This is a genomic window from Paraburkholderia dilworthii (genome assembly GCF_000472525.1).
GTDB lineage: Bacteria > Pseudomonadota > Gammaproteobacteria > Burkholderiales > Burkholderiaceae > Paraburkholderia > Paraburkholderia dilworthii.
This window is the reverse complement of record NZ_AWZT01000020.1, coordinates 59,083-75,421: the sequence shown is the minus strand read 5'-3', so window position 1 is coordinate 75,421 and position 16,339 is coordinate 59,083. Positions and strand designations below refer to the sequence as shown.

At 62.3% G+C, this 16,339-nt stretch carries 20 protein-coding genes; 4 read left to right on the top strand and 16 right to left on the bottom strand.

What is annotated here, in order from left to right:
* Positions 1–5: 5 nt before the first annotated feature.
* Entirely contained in the window at positions 6–818 is an 813-nt protein-coding gene (locus F759_RS0118580; RefSeq protein ID WP_027801207.1) for a MetQ/NlpA family ABC transporter substrate-binding protein, read from the bottom strand.
* A 268-nt stretch (positions 819–1,086) separates the two neighbouring features.
* Between F759_RS0118580 and F759_RS0118575 the strand changes: the two genes are divergently transcribed.
* Positions 1,087–1,377 carry a YciI family protein gene (locus F759_RS0118575; protein ID WP_027801206.1) on the top strand — a complete coding sequence of 97 codons (291 nt, stop codon included), beginning with the start codon at positions 1,087–1,089 and terminating at the stop codon, positions 1,375–1,377.
* An 87-nt stretch (positions 1,378–1,464) separates the two neighbouring features.
* Here the strand turns inward: F759_RS0118575 and F759_RS0118570 are convergent, their stop codons facing one another.
* The 5 genes from F759_RS0118570 to F759_RS0118550 form a co-directional block, all read right to left on the bottom strand.
* Entirely contained in the window at positions 1,465–2,082 is a 618-nt protein-coding gene (locus tag F759_RS0118570) for an SCO family protein (protein WP_027801205.1), read from the bottom strand.
* 4 nt (positions 2,083–2,086) lie between these two features.
* Positions 2,087–2,992, bottom strand: a complete 906-nt coding sequence (gene cyoE / locus F759_RS0118565; protein WP_027801204.1) for a heme o synthase — start codon at positions 2,990–2,992, stop codon at positions 2,087–2,089.
* A 6-nt stretch (positions 2,993–2,998) separates the two neighbouring features.
* The gene (locus F759_RS0118560) at positions 2,999–4,108 is read right to left on the bottom strand and encodes a COX15/CtaA family protein (RefSeq protein ID WP_027801203.1); all 1,110 of its coding nucleotides are present in this window, start codon (positions 4,106–4,108) and stop codon (positions 2,999–3,001) included.
* 23 nt (positions 4,109–4,131) lie between these two features.
* The gene (locus F759_RS0118555; RefSeq protein ID WP_027801202.1) at positions 4,132–4,794 is read right to left on the bottom strand and encodes an SCO family protein; all 663 of its coding nucleotides are present in this window, start codon (positions 4,792–4,794) and stop codon (positions 4,132–4,134) included.
* Positions 4,795–4,863: 69 nt separating this feature from the next.
* Positions 4,864–5,580 carry an SURF1 family protein gene (locus tag F759_RS0118550; protein ID WP_027801201.1) on the bottom strand — a complete coding sequence of 239 codons (717 nt, stop codon included), beginning with the start codon at positions 5,578–5,580 and terminating at the stop codon, positions 4,864–4,866.
* Between the two features lie 111 nt (positions 5,581–5,691).
* Between F759_RS0118550 and F759_RS0118545 the strand changes: the two genes are divergently transcribed.
* On the top strand, positions 5,692–5,901 hold the full coding sequence (locus tag F759_RS0118545) for a twin transmembrane helix small protein (RefSeq protein ID WP_020067028.1): 210 nt from the start codon (positions 5,692–5,694) through the stop codon (positions 5,899–5,901).
* A 180-nt stretch (positions 5,902–6,081) separates the two neighbouring features.
* Here the strand turns inward: F759_RS0118545 and F759_RS0118540 are convergent, their stop codons facing one another.
* The 8 genes from F759_RS0118540 to F759_RS0118510 all read right to left on the bottom strand — a co-directional run bounded on the left by F759_RS0118540 (position 6,082) and on the right by F759_RS0118510 (position 13,344).
* Complete coding sequence (locus F759_RS0118540) at positions 6,082–6,939, bottom strand: cytochrome c oxidase subunit 3 (RefSeq protein WP_027801200.1); 858 nt, start codon at positions 6,937–6,939, stop codon at positions 6,082–6,084.
* 142 nt (positions 6,940–7,081) lie between these two features.
* The gene (locus F759_RS0118535) at positions 7,082–7,291 is read right to left on the bottom strand and encodes a DUF2970 domain-containing protein (RefSeq protein ID WP_027801199.1); all 210 of its coding nucleotides are present in this window, start codon (positions 7,289–7,291) and stop codon (positions 7,082–7,084) included.
* A gap of 31 nt (positions 7,292–7,322) precedes the next feature.
* Entirely contained in the window at positions 7,323–7,937 is a 615-nt protein-coding gene (locus tag F759_RS0118530) for a cytochrome c oxidase assembly protein (RefSeq protein WP_027801198.1), read from the bottom strand.
* 44 nt (positions 7,938–7,981) lie between these two features.
* Positions 7,982–8,116, bottom strand: coding sequence for a cytochrome oxidase small assembly protein (locus F759_RS43670; protein WP_020067032.1), 135 nt, complete (start codon positions 8,114–8,116; stop codon positions 7,982–7,984).
* Positions 8,117–8,226: 110 nt separating this feature from the next.
* Entirely contained in the window at positions 8,227–9,840 is a 1,614-nt protein-coding gene (gene ctaD, locus F759_RS0118525; protein WP_027801197.1) for a cytochrome c oxidase subunit I, read from the bottom strand.
* A 43-nt stretch (positions 9,841–9,883) separates the two neighbouring features.
* On the bottom strand, positions 9,884–11,521 hold the full coding sequence (gene coxB, locus F759_RS0118520; RefSeq protein ID WP_027801196.1) for a cytochrome c oxidase subunit II: 1,638 nt from the start codon (positions 11,519–11,521) through the stop codon (positions 9,884–9,886).
* Positions 11,522–11,602: 81 nt separating this feature from the next.
* Positions 11,603–12,076, bottom strand: a complete 474-nt coding sequence (locus F759_RS0118515; protein ID WP_027801195.1) for a DUF2244 domain-containing protein — start codon at positions 12,074–12,076, stop codon at positions 11,603–11,605.
* A 302-nt stretch (positions 12,077–12,378) separates the two neighbouring features.
* Positions 12,379–13,344, bottom strand: coding sequence for a methyltransferase domain-containing protein (locus F759_RS0118510; protein ID WP_027801194.1), 966 nt, complete (start codon positions 13,342–13,344; stop codon positions 12,379–12,381).
* Between the two features lie 83 nt (positions 13,345–13,427).
* Here F759_RS0118510 and F759_RS0118505 point away from each other — a divergent pair, with 83 nt between their 5' ends.
* Together F759_RS0118505 and trmL are read left to right on the top strand one after the other, a co-directional pair.
* Entirely contained in the window at positions 13,428–14,213 is a 786-nt protein-coding gene (locus tag F759_RS0118505; protein WP_027801193.1) for a ComF family protein, read from the top strand.
* A gap of 18 nt (positions 14,214–14,231) precedes the next feature.
* Complete coding sequence (gene trmL, locus F759_RS0118500) at positions 14,232–14,702, top strand: tRNA (uridine(34)/cytosine(34)/5-carboxymethylaminomethyluridine(34)-2'-O)-methyltransferase TrmL (protein ID WP_027801192.1); 471 nt, start codon at positions 14,232–14,234, stop codon at positions 14,700–14,702.
* On the opposite strand, the gene F759_RS0118495 is transcribed toward trmL, so the two are convergent.
* Together F759_RS0118495 and F759_RS0118490 are read right to left on the bottom strand one after the other, a co-directional pair.
* Positions 14,675–15,223, bottom strand: coding sequence for an O-acetyl-ADP-ribose deacetylase (locus tag F759_RS0118495; protein ID WP_027801191.1), 549 nt, complete (start codon positions 15,221–15,223; stop codon positions 14,675–14,677). The genes trmL and F759_RS0118495 overlap by 28 nt on opposite strands.
* A 116-nt stretch (positions 15,224–15,339) precedes the next feature.
* The gene (locus F759_RS0118490) at positions 15,340–16,338 is read right to left on the bottom strand and encodes an NAD(P)H-dependent glycerol-3-phosphate dehydrogenase (RefSeq protein WP_027801190.1); all 999 of its coding nucleotides are present in this window, start codon (positions 16,336–16,338) and stop codon (positions 15,340–15,342) included.
* Between the last annotated feature and the right edge of the window lies 1 nt (position 16,339).

The window sequence follows — 16,339 nt, the reverse complement described above, 5'->3', positions numbered from 1 at the left end:
CCGCATCAGAACGACGGCACCACCGAACCCTTGAACTGCGTCTTGATGAACTGGCGCACGTCTTCCGACTGATACGCAGCAACCAGCTTCTTCACCCACGGCTTGTCCTTGTCCTGCGTGCGCACCGCGATCAGGTTCGCGTACGGGCTGTGAATGTCCTCGAGCGCAATCGCGTCTTTGGTCGGCTGCAAACCGGCGGCCAGCGCGAAGTTCGTGTTGATCGCGGCTGCGTCGACATCGGCCAGCGAGCGCGGCAATTGCGCTGCATCGAGTTCGACCAGCCTGATCTTCTTCGCATTCTCAGCGACGTCGAGCGCCGTCGCGTTATTGCCGTTCGTGCCGGCGCCGGCCTTCAGCTTGATCACGCCTTGCGCTTGCAGGAGCAGCAGCGCGCGGTTTTCGTTCGACGGATCGTTCGGCACCGCGACTTTCGCACCTTGCGGCAAATCCTTCAGCGACTTCAGCTTCTTCGAGTAGATGCCGAGCGGCGAAATATAGGTAAGGCCCGCGTTGACGATCTTGTAGCCGCGCTGCTTGATCTGGCTGTCGAGATACGGCTGATGCTGGAAGCTGTTGGCGTCGAGATCGCCGGCGTCGAGCGCGGCGTTCGGCTGCACGTAGTCGTTGAATTCGACGACCTTCACGTTCAGACCTTCACGCTTCGCCACCTTCGTGACGACTTCCCAGATCTGCGCATCCGGCCCGCCAATGGTGCCGACCTTGATGACTTTGTCGTCGGCATAGGCGCCGAAGCTGGTGACGATCGCCGCGCCGGCGATCACTGCGGAGAGGGCTTTGAGGATGTTTCTGCGCTGCATGTAATTCTCGCTGTTTCTAATCGAGTCCGTTTGCAATGGATTCGGGTGATAGCCGGAGGCGGGCACTGATGACCCCGGTTAGCAGCGGGATAACAGCGCGCAGCCGGCTGGACCGTAAATCGTCTCATATGCCGCGCGAGATGTGAAATACCGCAATCACATATGGGTATGCGCAGCGGGATTGGCGGTGAAAAGCCGCGCTGTGCACGATAATTCGAAACGTTGCCGCGACTGCGTGCGGTACGTTCAATTGCCTGCGAGGACGCCTATGTATGTAATTAACCTGATCTACACCGCCCCGCTCGAGCGCATCGACGACGCGCTCGATGCGCACCGTGCGTTTCTGACGACGCAATTCGAAGCAGGTGTATTCGTCGCCGCTGGGCCGAAAGTGCCGCGCGATGGCGGCATCATTCTGGCGGTGCGCATCGAACGCGACAGGCTGGATGCAATCCTCGCAACCGATCCCTTCGCCGTGCAGAAGCTCGCGCGTTATGAGGTGACGGAGTTCAAGACCACACGGCTCGCGCCAGGATTGAATCTGCCGATACCGGTTTGAGTTTGTGCGGCTAGTGTGCCACCTTCGCGCGGCATTGATGCGGCATCCGCTCAGCATCGATCCCGCTCTCGCTAAGCGGCCACCGCGTCAGTCGAGCAGCAACTTGATGTCGTGGACCCACGGCGCGGCGCCTTGACCGTCGCGCGCGAAAAGGCGCAGCTTGCCGTCGGTGTCGAACACGTAGCTCGCCGCCGTATGATCCATCGTGTAGCTGTCGGGGGTCTTGCCGGGCACCTTCGCGTAGTAGACGCGGAAGTCTTTCGTCACCTTCTTCAATTGCGCCTCGTCAGCGGGGCGCAGACCGACGAAGGTCGGATTGAACGCCGGCACGTATTGAGCAAGCAGCGCCGCTGTATCGCGCTCGGGGTCGACGGTGACGAACAACACCTGGACGCGCTTCGCGTCTTCGGGGCCTAGTTGTTGCAGCGCTTGCGACAGCTCGGCCATCGTCGTCGGGCAAACATCCGGGCAATGCGTGTAGCCGAAGAACAGCACCACCACCTTGCCTTTGTAGTCCGCCATTGTGCGGATCTTGCCGGACGTATCGGGCAACGAGAAGTTGCTCCCGAATTGTGTATTGCCGGTAAGGTCGAGGTTCTGGAACGCTGGCTGCTGCTTGCCGCAGCCCGCCATGAACAACGCGCTGCCGAGCGCGCAGGCAATCACAGCAGCACGCGCCGCACGCGCGAAGCGGGAATTGAGCATGGTATTACGCGCCGATCACAACGCGCACATAGTGGTCGACCAGCAGCGCACCAAACAGCAGCGACAGATAGACGATCGAATAACGGAAGGTTCGGCGCGCCAGATCGTCGGAGTACTCGCGGTAGATCTTCCACGCGTAGGCGAGAAACACTGCGCCGAGCAGCACAGCCGCGGCAAGGTACACCACGCCGCTCATGCCGGAGATAAACGGCATCATCGTGACCGCGAACAGGATTACTGTGTAAAGCAGAATGTGCAGCCGCGTGTACTTCTCGCCGTGCGTGTTCGGCAGCATGGGCAAGCCGGCGTTTTCATAGTCTTTGCGGCGATACAGCGCGAGCGCCCAGAAGTGCGGCGGCGTCCATACGAAAATGATCAGCACGAGAATCCACGCGTCGCCCGGCACCTGACCGGTGACGGCGGCCCAGCCGAGCGCCGGCGGCATGGCACCTGACGCACCGCCGATCACGATGTTCTGCGGCGTGGCCGGCTTAAGCAGCAGCGTATAGATAACGGCATAGCCAACGAACGTAGCGAGCGTGAGCCACATGGTCAGCGGATTGGCGAACGTGAACAGCGTCCACATGCCGAGGCCGCCGAGCACGGCCGAGAACAGCAGAATCTGCGTAGTGGTGATTTCACCGCGTGCCGACGGACGCCACGAAGTGCGCCGCATTTTCGCGTCGATCTTTTGTTCGACGAGGCAGTTGATTGCAAACGCCGCACCGGCCAACAGCCAGATGCCGACGGTGCCGCCGATCAGAACCGTCCAGGGCACCATGCCGGGCGTCGACAGGAACATGCCGATGACGGCGCAGAACACAGCGAGTTGCGTGACGCGCGGCTTCGTCAGCGCAATGTACTGCGAGATCCGGCTGCCGGGCGTTTGGGGAAGTGTTGTGCTGTCCATGTGGAGTCACGCTGGCGCGGCATCGCGCGCGGGAAACACGGCGCGGCCGGGACGGCTATAAGCGATTCGAAAGTTTAACATAACGAGCAGAAGCAGCAGGATCGCCGCGCCGCCGTTATGAGCTACCGCAATAGGCAGCGGCCATTGCAGCACGATGTTCGACAATCCGGTGATGAACTGGATCAGCACCACCAGCAATACGCCGGTCGCCGGACGCCGTAGCGACTCGAAACGGCGCAGTTTCAGCGCGAACCACACGAGGTAGGCGACCACCACGAGTGCGAACGTACGATGCGTCCAGTGAATCGCTACCAGCGCATCTTGCGTGATCATGTCGCCGTTGCTGGTCATGCCGAGCGCGCGCCACAAATGGAAGCCGTGGGCGAAGTCCATCGGCGGAACCCATTGGCCGTTGCAGGTCGGAAAATCCGTGCAGGCGAGCACTGCGTAGTTGGTGCTGACCCAGCCGCCCAACGCGATTTGCGTGATCAGCAAGACGAGGCCCCCGATCGCGGCCGCGCGCCAGCGCGCGGCTTCGGGCTCGTATGCGGGCAGCGGCGTCTGCCGCGCGGCGAGCCAGCCGAGCGTGCCCAGTAGCGCGAGACCGAGCAGCAAATGCGTCGTCACGATGACAGGCTGTAGTTTCATCGTCACGGTCCACGCGCCGAACGCGCCTTGCACGAGGATCAGCAGCAGCAGCGAAGTTGGCCACCACGGCGACACGTGCAGCGGACGTCGCTTGATACGCGCGGTCCATGCAATGACCGTCTGCGCGATGATCAGCACGCCGATCGCCATCGCGAAGTAGCGGTGGATCATCTCGATCCAGGCCTTCGTCATGCTGACGGGGCCGGTCGGCATCGCCTGATGCGCGGCGGTAATTGCCGCGTGCGCGATAAACGGCGACGACGTGCCGTAACAGCCGGGCCAATCCGGACAGCCGAGCCCCGAATCGGTCAGACGCGTGAAGCCGCCGAACATCACGAGGTCGAGCGTGAGGAAAGTGGTGAGCCACACGAGCTTGCGGAACTTGTTGTCGTCGGCCTTGACCCACACGTAGGACAGCGGCAACAACGCGATACACAAGCCGATCAGGCCCAATTGCAGTACGAACATCGTCTCTTACCCTGGTTGCGGCATCAGCCGATGCTGGACCACTTCAGCAGCTTGGTCACGTCGCCCTTGATCTTGCTCGGGTTCGGATCTTTCGGGAAACGCATCATCAGATTGCCGTTCGGATCGACCATGTAGATATGGTCGGTGACCTTGGTGCCGTTGTCGGCCGGCAGCCACGCCGACACCTGCGCCGGATCGGCAAGCAGCATGTTGGTATCGGGATAGGCCTTTTGTATCACGTCAGCCACGTTGCCCGCACCTGTGCGAAGCCACACTTCTACGACGCGCTCGCGTTCCGGGCCCTGTGCCGCGCGGATTTGCCGCATGAAGTAGAGCTTCGTCGCGCACGCTTTGTCGCAGGCGGTGTCGTCGACCGAGATCAGCAGCCAGCGGCCGCGCAGCGTGGCGAGCTTGAGCGGCTTGCCGTCTTCGCCGGTGACGACGAGCGACTCGGGAATCGGCCGTTGCGGTTCGACGAGCATGCCGTAACTCGTGCTGCCGCCGCTCGGCTTCACCACGTAGTACATGAAATACGACACGGCGATGGGCGCGGCGCAGACGATCGCGAGCAGCAGCAGTATCCAGCGGCCGCGCTCCCAGGAGCCCTTGCCATTAGGCTGGCCAGGCATCGGTTTCGCGGTGGCGGGTTTGCCGGCTTGCGGCGAACGGGGAGATGGCGTCGACACTACATAACCTCTTTCAATGATTGTGCGGCTCGCCTGACTCATGCTGAGCCGCGCCGGGCACGCGCTGCATTACACGCTGGGCGCCTGCTGTTTTCTGGCGGCGCGGCGCGCGGCGTACAGGCCGAAGGCCAAAGCCGCAGCCGCCATGCCCCACCACTGGAACATGTAGCCGTAGTTGCGCTCCACGCCGCTGGTTGGAGCCGGCCAGTCGCGCACGAGCTTGTCGCCGTCGTCGCTCAATTGTTGAATCACGAACGATTGCAAGGGCAGTCCCGTTTCGGCGGCGTACGCGGCGATATCGAGGTTCTGGCGGATCGACTGATGCGCGGCCGACCCGCCCTGCCCCAGTTCAAATGCGCGCGACGCATCCGCTCGCGCAATGCCTTCGATCTCGACTTCGCCCCGCGGCGTAGTGTACGGCGCGATCGTCTCGCGGTTGCTGATGTTGCGCGGCAACCAGCCACGATTGACCAGCACATAACCGCCGTCGCTGAGTTGAAAAGGCATCACGACATAAAAGCCCGGCTGATCGTTATACGGACGATTATCGAGGTACACGACCTTGTCCGCGACAAACGTGCCGCGCGCCTTCACGCGATGAAATTCGATGTCTTTCAATGCCACAGGCGCGCCGGTGACGGGTTGCGCAGGCGCGTTCTCGAACTGCGTGATGCGCGCCTCGAGCGCTTCTTTCTGATGCGCGCGGTCACGCTGCCAGAAACCGAGCCGCAAGGTCACCGCGACCACGATCAGGATCAGCAACGCGGGAACGAGCCGGATTTTCATCGACGACACTCCATGCCTGCGTTGAGCGCCGCGGGGAACGCAGGGCAAACGCTGGCGCGCGGTGAGATAATACTTATCTTGCCTTCGCGCTTCTCCGTTTCAGCAGATTCCATGCACATTCTCGTTCCCATCGCCTTTGTCCTGATCATCGCCAGCATGGTGTCGGCGCTGTACTTCATGATGCATGACAAGGGCAAAACCAAGCGGATGGTCTGGTCGCTCGCCACGCGCGTCGGGCTTTCGATCTCGCTATTCCTCTTCATCCTGTTTGCGTACTGGATGGGCTGGATTCACTCGACTGGCATTCCGTACGGGCGCTGAGCCCGGCGCAAGCATCGCTGCCCTGAACCATCGCTGCCCTAAACAAAACGCCGCCCTGACAGGGTCGAGGGCGGCGCTGCATCAATCCTGCTCACTGCTCGTGCGCCGCGTCCCGAAGCACGCTGCGCGACGGCCCGCGCACGTTCCGGCGTAGCCGGCCCCGGCGCGGTCCCACCGGCCTTATAGCCAGTAGACGACCACGTACAGTCCGAGCCAGACCACGTCCACGAAGTGCCAGTACCAGGCCGCGCCTTCGAACGCGAAGTGGTGTTCCGCCGTGAAGTGGCCGCGAATCATCCGCACCAGCACCACCGCCAGCATCGTGCCGCCGAGGAACACGTGAAAACCGTGGAAGCCCGTCAGCAGGAAGAACGTCGAGCCGTACACGCCCGAAGCCAGCGTCAGGTTCAGTTCGTTGTACGCGTGGAAATATTCGAAGCCCTGCAGGAACAGGAAGCAGACGCCGAGCACTAGCGTAGCCGCCAGCCAGATCATCGCCTTCTTGCGATGATCTTCGCGCAGTGCGTGGTGCGAGACCGTCAGCGTGGCGCCGGAAGAGAGCAGCAGCGCCGTGTTGATGGTCGGCACCGGCCACGGCGTCATCGACTTGAACGTCGACACGAGCGACGCGGGACCGTTGTTCGGCCACACCGCGGAGAAATCAGGCCAGATCAGCTTGTAGTCGAGGCTCGCCAGTTCGTGCAACGCGATTGCGCGTGCGTAGAAGAGGGCGCCGAAGAAAGCGCCGAAGAACATCACTTCGGAGAAGATGAACCAGCTCATGCTCCAGCGATACGACTTGTCGACATTCTTGCCGTACATGCCGCCTTCGGATTCGGCAATCGCGTCGCCGAACCAGTGCCACAGCGTAAAGAGCAGCCACAACAGACCGACGACAACGCCGATCGGCGCCAGTTCATGTTCGTTGATCCACGCCGCAAGCGATGCGAGCATGACCAGCAACCCCACGGCGGCGCTGATCGGATGCCGCGACGGATGCGGTACGAAATAGTACGGGCTCTCGTTTTGACCGCTCATTCTTGATTCTCCACTTCAGTCCAGTTGTTCCGGAAAGCTCCGGCTGTATCTTCGGCGGCGCGTGTGTACCGCACCGCTTCACTCTAATTCGTGGGCGCTGCTACGCCCGGTACTGCATCGTGCGCGCGCCTTGCCAGCAGCGTCAGCCCACCACCGCGCGCACCACCAGAATCAGCACGCCGATGAAAATGGCGGTACTGATCAACGCCGCGATAATCACGTGCAGCGGGTTCAGTTGCGTGGCATCGGCTTCCAGATCGCGCCGCTTGCGCACGCCGAAAAACGACCAGAACACCGCCCGCATCGACTGGCCAAAACTGCTTTTGCGCGGGCCGCCGCTGTTATCGCTCATTGTTATCTTCCTTCGCCCGCGGCCTGAGCCGTCAGGCGGGATTGGCAGCAGTTGCCGCCGTTTCGGCCGGGAGCGCCGCGCTTCCGACCTTCGCCGTTGCCGGCGTGTTCAACTCGAAAAACGTATACGACAACGTGATCGTTTTCACGTCCTTCGGCAACTTCGGATCGACGACGAACACGACCGGCATCCGCTTTGTCTCATTTGCCGTCAACGTCTGCTGCGTAAAGCAAAAGCACTCGATCTTCTTGAAGTACTCGGTTGCCTGCTTCGGCGCGTAGCTCGGAATGGCTTGCGCCTGAATCGTGCGCGCCTGCTCGTTGCTTACCTCGTACAACACTGTCGTCACTTCGCCCGGATGCACGTCCAGGCTGCGCTGCTCCGGCTTGAAACCGAGCGGGCCGCGCGCGTTCGCATCGAATTCGATCGAAATCGTGCGGCTCATGTCGATCTGCGTATTCTTCGCCTCGCGCACCGTCGCATCGCGCTGCACCAGGTTGTTGATGCCGGTGATCTGACAGATCGCGCGATACATCGGCACCAGCGCAAAACCAAAACCGAACATCATCAACGCGACGACGAACAGCTTGACGAGCATCGAACGGTTAAAAGAGCGATCGGCCTGAGCCGGCGGTTGCGTCGACATCTCAATCCTCAACAAACCTGCAAACCCGAACTGGCCCGCTTTCGTCAGGAAAACCAACCCTGATTGATGATGACGCTCGCGAAAAATACCGCTGCGATCGCGAGCAGCACTAGACCTATCCGCCTGTTGCTCGCTCGAATCTGCTCCGGTGTACGTCTTTCCTGTGAATTGCGCGTCATGCTCGGATTTCTGAATGCCTCGTTACTGCCATTGCCCCGCTTTCGCTGCTGTCCGATTCCCGCGACGACGCGATCGCGTCGTCGGAACCGGCCACCTCGCTAAACGACGATCACTCGACGGTCGGCGGGTTTTCGAACGTGTGGAACGGAGCCGGGCTCGGCACGGTCCATTCGAGGCCCGTGGCGCCGTCCCACGGCTTGTCGCCAGCCTTTTCGTGGTCACCGCCGCCGCGATATGCAGGCAGCGCAACCGCGAACAGGAAGTACACCTGCGCGAGACCGAAGCCGAACGCGCCGATCGAGATCACCTGGTTCCAGTCGGTGAACTGCGCCGGGTAGTCGGCGTAACGACGCGGCATGCCTGCGAGACCCACGAAGTGCATCGGCAGGAACGCGAGGTTGAAGAAGAACATCGACGCCCAGAAGTGAATCTTGCCGCGCGTTTCGTTGTACATCCAGCCGGTCCACTTCGGCGCCCAGTAGTACCAGCCCGAGAACAGCGCGAAGAGCGAACCGGCCACCAGCACGTAGTGGAAGTGCGCGACCACGAAGTAAGTGCCGTGATACTGGATGTCGAGCGGCGCCATTGCGAGCATCAGGCCCGACAGGCCGCCAAACGTGAACACCAGCAGGAAGCCAACCGCGAACAGCATCGGCGTTTCGAAGGAGAGCGAACCGCGCCACATCGTCGCGACCCAGTTGAACACCTTCACGCCGGTCGGCACCGCAATCAACATCGTCGCGTACATGAAGAACAACTGGCCCGTCACCGGCATGCCGGTTGCGAACATGTGGTGCGCCCAGACCATGAACGACAGAATCGCGATCGACGACGTGGCGTACACCATCGAGCTATAGCCGAACAGCGGCTTGCGCGAGAACGCCGGAATCACCTGCGACACGATCCCGAACGCCGGCAAGATCATGATGTACACCTCGGGGTGCCCGAAGAACCAGAAGATGTGCTGGTACATGACCGGGTCGCCGCCGCCTGCCGCGTTGAAGAACGACGTGCCGAAGTGGCGATCGAACAGCACCATCGTGATCGCGCCAGCCAGAACCGGCATCACGGCGATCAGCAGGTACGCGGTGATGAGCCACGTCCAGACGAACATCGGCATCTTCATGAGCGTGAGGCCGGGCGCGCGCATGTTCAGGATGGTCACGACAATGTTGATGCCGCCCATGATCGACGAAGCACCCATCAGGTGGATCGCGAATATTGCGAAGTCCATGCCCGGGCCCATTTGCGTGGACAGCGGCGCGTAGAGCGTCCAGCCCGCGGCGGTCGCGCCGCCCGGCGAGAAGAACGAACCGACGAGCAGAACAGCCGCCACCGGCAGGAGCCAGAAGCTGAAGTTGTTCATGCGGGCGAACGCCATGTCCGACGCGCCGATTTGCAGCGGCACCATCCAGTTCGCGAAGCCGACGAAGGCCGGCATGATCGCGCCGAACACCATGATCAGGCCGTGCATGGTGGTCAACTGGTTGAAGAACTCGGGGCGCATGATTTGCAGTCCCGGCTCGAACAGCTCGGCACGGATCATCAGCGCCATCACGCCCCCGGAGAGGAACATGGTGAACGAGAAGATCAGGTACAGCGTACCGATGTCCTTGTGGTTGGTTGCGAACAGCCAACGACGCCAGCCATGCGGCGTTTCGTGGGCATGGTCGCCGTGCACGTGCTCGTGGCCCGCGACTACATCGTGTCCGATGCTAGACATGACAATCTCCTAAAGCGAATACTGCGGTGCTGACCATGACACGTCAGGCAGCCGGGCTGATCTGAACACGCCGGGCTTCTTTCGCGTCGCTGCCGCCCGTGATCGTTTCCGGCTTCTTCAAAATGATATGGTCTTCGGCGATGCCGGCTGCTTTCAACGCGTCGCGCACGGCTTCGGCACGGCTCTTTGCGAGCTTCGCGTTGGTGTCGGCGGAACCGGTGGCGTCGGTGAAGCCAGACAGCGTGAACTTCGCGTCCGGATGTGCCTTCGCGTAGGCCGCGGCTGCTTCGACCGCAGCTTTCGCGTCGGCCGGCAGCGTGCTCTTGCCTGTGTCGAAGTAGACGCTTGCCGGCAGCGCGACTTGCGATGCCGTCGCGCTTTCGGAACCCGCCGCCGCTGCTTGCGCACCCGATGCGTCCGAAGCTGCCGCCGCGCCCGATGCCGCTTGCGCGCCGCTCGCCGCCGCACCTGCGTCGGCCAGATGGTTGCCGCCTTCCGGCATCTTGCCGTTGCGGGCGTCTGCGACCTGCTTCGGCTGGAGAATATCGCCGGTGTGGTTGCCCCACGAGTTACGCTCGAACGTGATGACCGAAGCGATCTCGACGTCGTTCAGCGTAGGCGCCCACGAAGGCATTGCGTTCTTGCCCTTCAGTACGATGCCGACATGCTCGGCGATCGCGCCGTTGGCGACCTTGCTGCCGTCGAGCGCCGGGAATGCGCCCGCGCCCTTGCCCGTCGGCTGATGGCAGACTGCGCAGTTCGCCGCGTACACCTTGCCGCCGCGCTCCATCAACTCGGCCATCGTATAAGTCTTGTTCGGGTCGTCCTGACCCGCGGCCATTTTCTTCTTCTGCGTGTCGACCCACTTCGCGTAGTCGTCATTGGAGAGCACTTCGACCACGACCGGCATGAACGCGTGTTCCTTGCCGCAAAGTTCGGTACAGAAGCCGCGGAAGGTGCCGATCTTGTCAGCCTTGAACCACGTGTCGCGCACGAAGCCGGGAATCGCGTCCTGCTTCACGCCGAAGGCCGGCACGTACCAGGAGTGAACCACGTCGTTCGCCGTGGTGATGATGCGGATTTTCTTGCCGACCGGCACGACGAGCGGATTGTCGACTTCTTGCAGGTACGTGGTTGAAATCGGCTGACGGCCATCGGTTTCGGCGCGAGGCGTGGCGAGCGTGGAGAGAAAGCTGATGCCTTCGCCCGGACCCTTCACGTAGTCGTAGCCCCACTTCCACTGGTAGCCGGTGACCTTGATCGTGACGTCGGCGTTGGTTGTGTCCTTCATCGCGACGACCGTCTTGGTCGCCGGCAGCGCCATCAACACGACGATCACGAACGGCACGATCGTCCAGATGATTTCGACGGTGGTGCTTTCGTGGAAATTCGAAGCCTTATGCCCTTTCGATTTGCGGTGAGCGAAGATCGAATAGAACATCACAGCGAACACGCCGATGAAAATCACCGTGCAAAGAATCAGCATGAACGTGTGGAGGCTGTAGAGCTCCTCAGCGATTTTCGTCGCAGGCGGCTGGAGATTGATCTCGTTGACGGCGGGGCCGCCCGGAACATCGCCCACTGCCAGGGCGGCACCGGCGAAAAGCAGTCCGCTCATCGCCAGCACGCCCATGAGCGCTCGCTTGATTGTTTTCATAGCTTCCTTACCCAAAATTTCCATTCAAACCCTCGACCCCGCTGGCCCGCTGACCCCGTGACGGCCTGGCCGCGCTCCCCTTGAACGCCGCATGCTTCGACGCTTCTAACAACGCGCGAGCCACATGCGCAATTCGCCGGCGAACTGCGCGCGCCGGTGCTGCGCGAGATGCTGCCCGATCATGATCGTCTCGCCGCGCGAGACCAGCCTGATCCGATCACGCGGTGTTGCGCCAGCCTCGATCCGCACCCAGCGCGGATTGAACTCGAACTGCGTGACCTGCTCGGCGCTCACCTGTTCGATCACGAGCCGGTTCTGGAACAACCGGATGCGTTCGTAATCGACAGCATGACGCGCATATATGGCAAAGGCGACGCCCACCGCCAGCAATTCGATGCCGGTGAACGGCAACACCAGCCAGGCGCCGACCAGAACCAGCATGAAAGCAATTGCCAACGAGAACAACGCAAGCGACACGTAGAAACATACGAACTGCCGCGGCGACACCGAGCAGTTGCGTTTCATTGTCCAGTCCTTCAGGACCGGTTCTGAATCCGCCAGCAGATCTGATGCTTCCATCGCTGCCTCCTGCCGATCCTCACAACGACCGCCTGCGATTGCCGACCGCGACCTCGTGTTCCGGCCACCCGACCGCCACCGCGTCAACTCATCTTGCAGCCCAGTGCCTCGGGCCTGCCGCCCCAAATGTGGGAACTCCGGGCGACAAACTGACGCATTATAGGCGCGATCCAAAGCATCCACAAGCAAGCCCGGACTGCCTCCCAAGCCAGGCGCGACAAGCCTCCGCGCCGTTTTGCCGCACCTTTTGGGCATGTCTGGAAACGGTAATTTCAGACATAACAGATGTCCTCTTTACCGCTTTAGCGATTCCCTGACGAGCCTCGCCCAATATCTTCTATTCGCACGATGCCGTGCCCTTCCGCAGTCGTGCGCGGCACCGCTTTCCATGCGTGTCCATAGATCACCTCGAAGGTCAGAGCGATTGTGCCGTCTTCGCGCCGACGAGCTTCGAGCGCTGCCAGCAACGCTCTGTGCAACCGGCGTGCCGCTGCGCCCGACGACTCTTCGCGCTGGAACGGATAGGCGCCCCAACGGCGCACATCCGCAAGCAGCGACTCGGGCGACTTATAGGTGATTGTGATGGTTTCCTGATCCATCACGGGAATTTCAAAACCGCTTTCGACCAGCATGTCGCCAAGATCATGCATATCGACGAACTCGATCACATGCTTGCGCGAAGGGACGCCATGCGCCGCTTCGACCTCGGCATAGGCGCCGCGCAATTCCTTCAGCGTATCGGGACCGAGCGTGCTGAACATCAGCAGCCCGTTGACCTTCAGCGCGCGCTGCCACTCGGGAAACACCAGATCGGGCCGCGAGTGCCAGTGCAGCGCGAGATTGGACCAGATGAATTCGAATGCGCCCGCCGCAAACGGCAGCGCGGAAAAGTCGGCCTGCGCGAAGCGCGGGCCGCGTGCGCCAAGCGCCTTGCCGAGCGAGGCCGGCAAGAAGCGCCGCCAGCTCGTGTCGCCCGAATCGTGGCGCAGCGCGCGCGTGAGCATGCCGTGCGACAGGTCGGAGCCGAACACCGGCGCTTCAGGAAAGCGCTCACGCAATGCCGGAATGTCTTCGCCTGCACCACAACCCGCGTCGAGCACGCTCGCCGGCGCGACCTTGATGTAATCGAGACGCTCGCGCATGCGCTGCGCGATTTCGCGCGGCAGGAAGGCGACGTCGTCGAAAGTCGTTGCACGGCGGTCGAAAATCCGCCTGAGGCGCCGGGAATCGTAGGCCGGACGGCCTGATTGAGCGGGAGTTGGGGACATGGATGTCGTGCTGGCGTGGAGCCCGAAGTATACTCGTTCGCTTCCTTCGCTTCACCGTGAAAGGCCTTTGCGGCCGTCAGTGCATGTCCTTCCGAGCATATTTTTCGTCTTCAGACCGCCGGTTCGCGCGATTCGTGCGCGGCGTGCATTCGGCTTGGCCGCACGCAATGCAGGCGATAATGCCGAACGGCTGCGCGTTGTGCGGCAATTTGTCGCACGGCACGATATGCGCCTTTTGCGACGAATCCTATTGGAATGACGGCGCCTTGCGTTGCCGTGTATGCGCAGTGCCGCTGCCGTTCGCGCGAAGAGAAGGCCATGCGTCTTATTGTTGTGCGGACTGCATCGCCGAAAAGCCGCCGTTCGATGCAACGTTCGCGCTTGCCGACTACCGGCCGCCGCTCGACGTGCTCGCGGTCGGCCTGAAGTTTCGCGCGCAGTTGATGCTCGCGCCCGAATTCGCGCGGCGGCTCGCGCGTCTTGCGCAAGACGCCTGGCAAGATCCGTCCGACTGTCCCGATGTAATCGCTCCAGTACCGCTCGCCGACCGGCGGCTGATCGAGCGCGGTTACAACCAGGCATGGCAGATCGGCAAACCGCTGGCTCGCGCGTTGAAGGTGCCTGGCGAGGCGACGCTGCTGCGCCGGGTGATCGATACGGCGCCGCAGTCGCGGCTCCATCTGGATGCGCGTCGGATCAACGTGGGGCGGGCATTCGAGCTTGCCCGGAAAGTAGAAGGACTGCACGTCGGCATCGTCGACGATGTGATGACGACCGGCGCAACGCTCGAAGCGCTCGCGCATACGCTGAAGGCAGCCGGCGCGCGGCGCGTTACGAACTTCATCGCGCTGCGCACACCGAAAAACTAGCTTCTATCTGGTCACTTTATGTTCAATGTCGTTCTCGTCGAACCGGAAATTCCGCCGAACACCGGCAACGTAATCCGCCTGTGCGCCAACACGGGCGCACGGCTGCATCTGATCCAGCCGCTCGGCTTTCCGCTCGACGACGCGAAGCTGCGCCGCGCCGGTCTCGACTATCACGAATACGCACAAATGAATGTGCATGCCGACTGGGCCACGTTCATCGCGAAAGAATCGCCGGATCCGGCTCGCATGTTCGCGTTCACTACGCGCGGCTCGGGCCGCTTTCACGAGCACGCGTTCGAATCGGGTGACTGGTTCGTGTTCGGCGCGGAAACGCGCGGTCTGCCCGACTCGGTGCTTGAGCAATTCGCCAACGAACAGCGCGTGCGGCTGCCGATGCGTCCGGGCAACCGCAGCCTGAACCTGTCGAACACGGTCGCGATCGTGGTGTTCGAAGCGTGGCGTCAAACGGGCTTCGAAGGCGGCGCCTGACGGCGCTTCAGCTCCGCCTGATAGCGCTCTAACATCGCGTGGTCGAAGCACGCGAAGATTACCTGTTCCAGTTGCGACATGCGCGGCAGATTTTCGATAACCGTTTCGATCGCGATCCGCACTGCCTGATCGGCGGGAAAGCGGTAGATGCCGCAACTAATTGCGGGGAACGCAATGCTCGCGCAGTTCGCCTCGCGCGCCACCTCGAGCGAGCGCTGATAGCACGAAGCCAGCAAATCGGCCTCGCCGTGCGTACCGCCGCGCCAGACCGGGCCCACCGCGTGGATCACATATCGCGCCGGCAGACGGTAGCCGCGCGTGAGCTTCGCGTCGCCGGTCGCGCAGCCGCCCAGCGTTTCGCATTCGTGCAGCAATTCCTTGCCGGCCGCCCGATGTATCGCGCCGTCCACGCCGCCTCCGCCCAGCAACGAAGTATTGGCTGCGTTGACGATGGCATCCACATCGAGCGTCGTGATGTCGGCCACGCGCGCTTCGAGCGTGCAACGATCGATACTGAGCATGTGAACCTCGCTGATCCGAAAGGTCGATAGACAGTGGACAGCGAGAGCAGGCAGCCGTTCAGCGTTGTTACGCGCCGCAACGGCTGATAGAGAACGCGAGAGAACTTCGGTCGGCTTTATTCGGCCTTCGAATCGCGCCGCAACAGGGCGCTGACGGCGTCGCGGGGCGCTACGCCATCGAACAGCACGGCACATACCGCTTGCGTGATCGGCACGTCGATTGCATGAGTACGCGCGATGGAAAGCACCGCTTGTGCGCAGCGCACGCCCTCGGCCACGTGGCCGAGTCCGCCGAGAATATCGGCAAGCGAACGGCCCGCGGCGAGTTGCACGCCGACCGTGCGATTGCGCGACAAGTCGCCCGTCGCGGTAAGAATCAGGTCGCCCAAGCCGGTCAAACCGGTGAACGTTTCGGCGCGTCCACCGAGCGTCACGCCGAGTCGCGACATTTCAGCGAGTCCACGCGTGATCAGCGCCGCACGCGCATTCAGACCGAGACCGAGGCCATCCGCGATGCCGGTCGCAATAGCCAGCACGTTCTTCACCGCACCGCCCACTTCCACGCCGACGATATCGTCGCCGGTGTAGATGCGCATCGCGCCGTGATGGAACGCGGCCACCGTGCGTTCGCGGCAGGCCGCCGAAGCACTCGCGATGGTCAGCGCGACCGGCAAGCCCTGCCCGACTTCGCGCGCGAAACTGGGACCGGACAGGACGCCATTGCTGCCATGTTCCGGCAACTCGGCCGCGACCACCTGATGCGGCAACAACTGCGAATCCGCCTCAAAGCCTTTGCAAAGCCACACGACATGCGCGGGCACTTTGCCCGCATCGCGCATCGACCGGAATAGGCCGCGTAGCCCGGCCACAGGCGTGGCTACGACGCATAACGCGTCGTCGGCCAGCGCGTGGTCGAGCGCTGCATTCAGATCCGCTTCGTAGCGAAGCGCCGATGGCAAAGCAACGCCCGCCAGATAGCGGGCGTTTTCATGCGAAGCGGAGAGATCTGCGACCAGCGCGGGCTCGCGCGCCCACAACAGCGTGTCGTGCCTGACGGCCAAGTGGCCGGCGAGGGCCGTGCCCCACGCGCCGGCTCCGAGGACAGCAACCTTCATA

Excerpts from the sequence above, each read along its gene's own strand:
- F759_RS0118580 (WP_027801207.1), bottom strand. The coding sequence starts at position 818 with ATGCAGCGCAGAAACATCCTCAAAGCCCTCTCCGCAGTGATCGCCGGC.
- F759_RS0118575 (WP_027801206.1), top strand. The coding sequence starts at position 1,087 with ATGTATGTAATTAACCTGATCTACACCGCCCCGCTCGAGCGCATCGAC.
- F759_RS0118570 (WP_027801205.1), bottom strand. The coding sequence starts at position 2,082 with ATGCTCAATTCCCGCTTCGCGCGTGCGGCGCGTGCTGCTGTGATTGCC.
- cyoE (WP_027801204.1), bottom strand. The coding sequence starts at position 2,992 with ATGGACAGCACAACACTTCCCCAAACGCCCGGCAGCCGGATCTCGCAG.
- F759_RS0118560 (WP_027801203.1), bottom strand. The coding sequence starts at position 4,108 with ATGTTCGTACTGCAATTGGGCCTGATCGGCTTGTGTATCGCGTTGTTG.
- F759_RS0118550 (WP_027801201.1), bottom strand. The coding sequence starts at position 5,580 with ATGAAAATCCGGCTCGTTCCCGCGTTGCTGATCCTGATCGTGGTCGCG.
- F759_RS0118545 (WP_020067028.1), top strand. The coding sequence starts at position 5,692 with ATGCACATTCTCGTTCCCATCGCCTTTGTCCTGATCATCGCCAGCATG.
- F759_RS0118540 (WP_027801200.1), bottom strand. The coding sequence starts at position 6,939 with ATGAGCGGTCAAAACGAGAGCCCGTACTATTTCGTACCGCATCCGTCG.
- F759_RS0118535 (WP_027801199.1), bottom strand. The coding sequence starts at position 7,291 with ATGAGCGATAACAGCGGCGGCCCGCGCAAAAGCAGTTTTGGCCAGTCG.
- F759_RS0118530 (WP_027801198.1), bottom strand. The coding sequence starts at position 7,937 with ATGTCGACGCAACCGCCGGCTCAGGCCGATCGCTCTTTTAACCGTTCG.
- F759_RS43670 (WP_020067032.1), bottom strand. The coding sequence starts at position 8,116 with ATGACGCGCAATTCACAGGAAAGACGTACACCGGAGCAGATTCGAGCG.
- ctaD (WP_027801197.1), bottom strand. The coding sequence starts at position 9,840 with ATGTCTAGCATCGGACACGATGTAGTCGCGGGCCACGAGCACGTGCAC.
- coxB (WP_027801196.1), bottom strand. The coding sequence starts at position 11,521 with ATGGAAATTTTGGGTAAGGAAGCTATGAAAACAATCAAGCGAGCGCTC.
- F759_RS0118515 (WP_027801195.1), bottom strand. The coding sequence starts at position 12,076 with ATGGAAGCATCAGATCTGCTGGCGGATTCAGAACCGGTCCTGAAGGAC.
- F759_RS0118510 (WP_027801194.1), bottom strand. The coding sequence starts at position 13,344 with ATGTCCCCAACTCCCGCTCAATCAGGCCGTCCGGCCTACGATTCCCGG.
- F759_RS0118505 (WP_027801193.1), top strand. The coding sequence starts at position 13,428 with ATGTCCTTCCGAGCATATTTTTCGTCTTCAGACCGCCGGTTCGCGCGA.
- trmL (WP_027801192.1), top strand. The coding sequence starts at position 14,232 with ATGTTCAATGTCGTTCTCGTCGAACCGGAAATTCCGCCGAACACCGGC.
- F759_RS0118495 (WP_027801191.1), bottom strand. The coding sequence starts at position 15,223 with ATGCTCAGTATCGATCGTTGCACGCTCGAAGCGCGCGTGGCCGACATC.
- F759_RS0118490 (WP_027801190.1), bottom strand. The coding sequence starts at position 16,338 with ATGAAGGTTGCTGTCCTCGGAGCCGGCGCGTGGGGCACGGCCCTCGCC.